This is a genomic window from Archangium sp., from assembly GCF_036388035.1.
Lineage (GTDB): Bacteria > Myxococcota > Myxococcia > Myxococcales > Myxococcaceae > Archangium.
In genome coordinates this window covers 1-1,641 of record NZ_DASVSO010000962.1, presented here as the reverse complement: position 1 = coordinate 1,641, position 1,641 = coordinate 1, and the positions used below count along the sequence as shown (strand labels likewise).

Annotated in this window: 2 protein-coding genes; one reads left to right on the top strand and one right to left on the bottom strand. The window is 69.3% G+C overall.

What is annotated here, in order from left to right; all coding sequences use genetic code 11:
- On the top strand, nucleotides 1–785 hold a 785-nt coding region (locus VF697_RS39715), incomplete at its 5' end, for a glycoside hydrolase family 19 protein (RefSeq protein WP_331103423.1).
- A gap of 70 nt (nucleotides 786–855) precedes the next feature.
- On the opposite strand, the gene VF697_RS39710 is transcribed toward VF697_RS39715, so the two are convergent.
- Nucleotides 856–1,539, bottom strand: a complete 684-nt coding sequence (locus tag VF697_RS39710) for a hypothetical protein (RefSeq protein WP_331103421.1) — start codon at nucleotides 1,537–1,539, stop codon at nucleotides 856–858.
- Nucleotides 1,540–1,641 lie beyond the last annotated feature (102 nt).

Sequence of the window (1,641 nt, the reverse complement as noted above, 5' to 3'; positions counted from 1 at the left end):
GCAACAACCAGTTCAGCATCCACGCGCGCCACACGGACATGGCGGTCGACCTGTACTGGGGCTCGGCGGACAACGGGACGATCCTCGTGCAGTACCCGTACAGCGGCGGCGCCAACCAGCGCTGGACCTTCGATAACGTCGGCGGTGGCGGCAGTGGCGCCAGCGGGTTCGGGGCGATCCTCAGCCGGGCCACGTTCGACACCATGTTCCCCAACCGCAACCCGTTCTACACGTACGACGCCCTGGTGGCCGCGGCGTCGACGTTCCAGGGGCTCGCCACCACGGGTGACACCGACACGCGCAAGCGCGAGGTGGCGGCCTTCCTCGCCAACGTCTCGCACGAGACCGGCGGCCTCGTGTACACCGAGGAGATCAACAAGGCGGTGTATTGCGACACCTCGTGGGGGCCGCCGGGCTGCGGCTGCGCGGCGGGCAAGTGGTACTACGGACGCGGCCCGATGCAGCTGTCCTGGAATGGCAACTACTGCGCCGCCGGTAACGCGCTCGGGCTGCCGCTGCAGAGCAACCCGGACCTGCTCGCGCAGGACGCGAACGCCTCGTGGCGCTCGGGCTTCTGGTTCTGGATGACGCAGACGGGGGCGGGCACCATGACGGCGCACAACGCCATGGTCAACGGCGCCGGCTTCGGCGAGACGATCCGCACCATCAACGGCGCGATGGAGTGCAACGGCCGCAACCCCGCCCAGGTGCAGAGCCGCGTAGACACCTACCTGCGCTTCACCAACCTGCTCGGCGTGAGCCCCGGAAGCAACCTCGGCTGCTGAGCAGCCCCTGTCGGAGCGGGCGGGGGAGGGGACCACGCTTCCCCTACCCCGGCCTGGAGGCGCGTGTGCCTCAGTTCATGTCCCAGCGCGCGGCGATCTCCTCGCACGCCAGGTGCACGTCCCCCAGCCGCCGCTGCTGGGCCTTGGGCGCCACGAACACCTTACCCGCGAACACGTCGAAGACGCGCACCAGCCGGTGGTCCACCTCGCCCTGCTGCTTGAGGTTCTGCTCGGCGAACAGCTGGAGCACCGTGGCGATGTAGTGCCCGGAGGCTTCGTCCAGCGGCGTGTGCTTGGAGAAGTAGAGCTTCAGCAGCCCCGAGCGCATCACCCCGTGGCGGTCCACGCTGCGCAGGAGGAGCTCCGGACGCACGTTGATGGCCACCCCCGCCAGCGCCAGCGGCGGCAGACCCTCGTCCGCGGGGCTGGCCACCGCGTGCGTCAGCGCCAGCTCGCCCGAGGCCTCGAGGAAGTGCTGGAGGGCCTCGGCGCACAGGGCCAGCCGGTGGGCGTCGAAGTCCGACGCGGGCTCGGCGTTGAGCAGCCGGTGCTGGTGGTAGCGCAAGATGACCTCGTCCTGGCCACCGCAGAGGAACTCGACGATGGCCTGGGCGGCCTCCGGGTAGCGCAGGTACTTGGGGTCGCACGGGTGCTTCTGGGCGTGGATGATGCGCTTGCGCAGCGCGGGCCGCGCGGTGAGGTACTGGCCCAGCTTGTTGACCGAGACGCACGGACTCGCACGGAAATCAGCCATGGAAGACCCTTCCTTGCCGGTGTTGAGCATGAAGCAATACTACCGGATGGGTCTGACATGTCCGGCGCTGGCGAAGGCCCGGGGGCGTCCCCTGGAGACGAG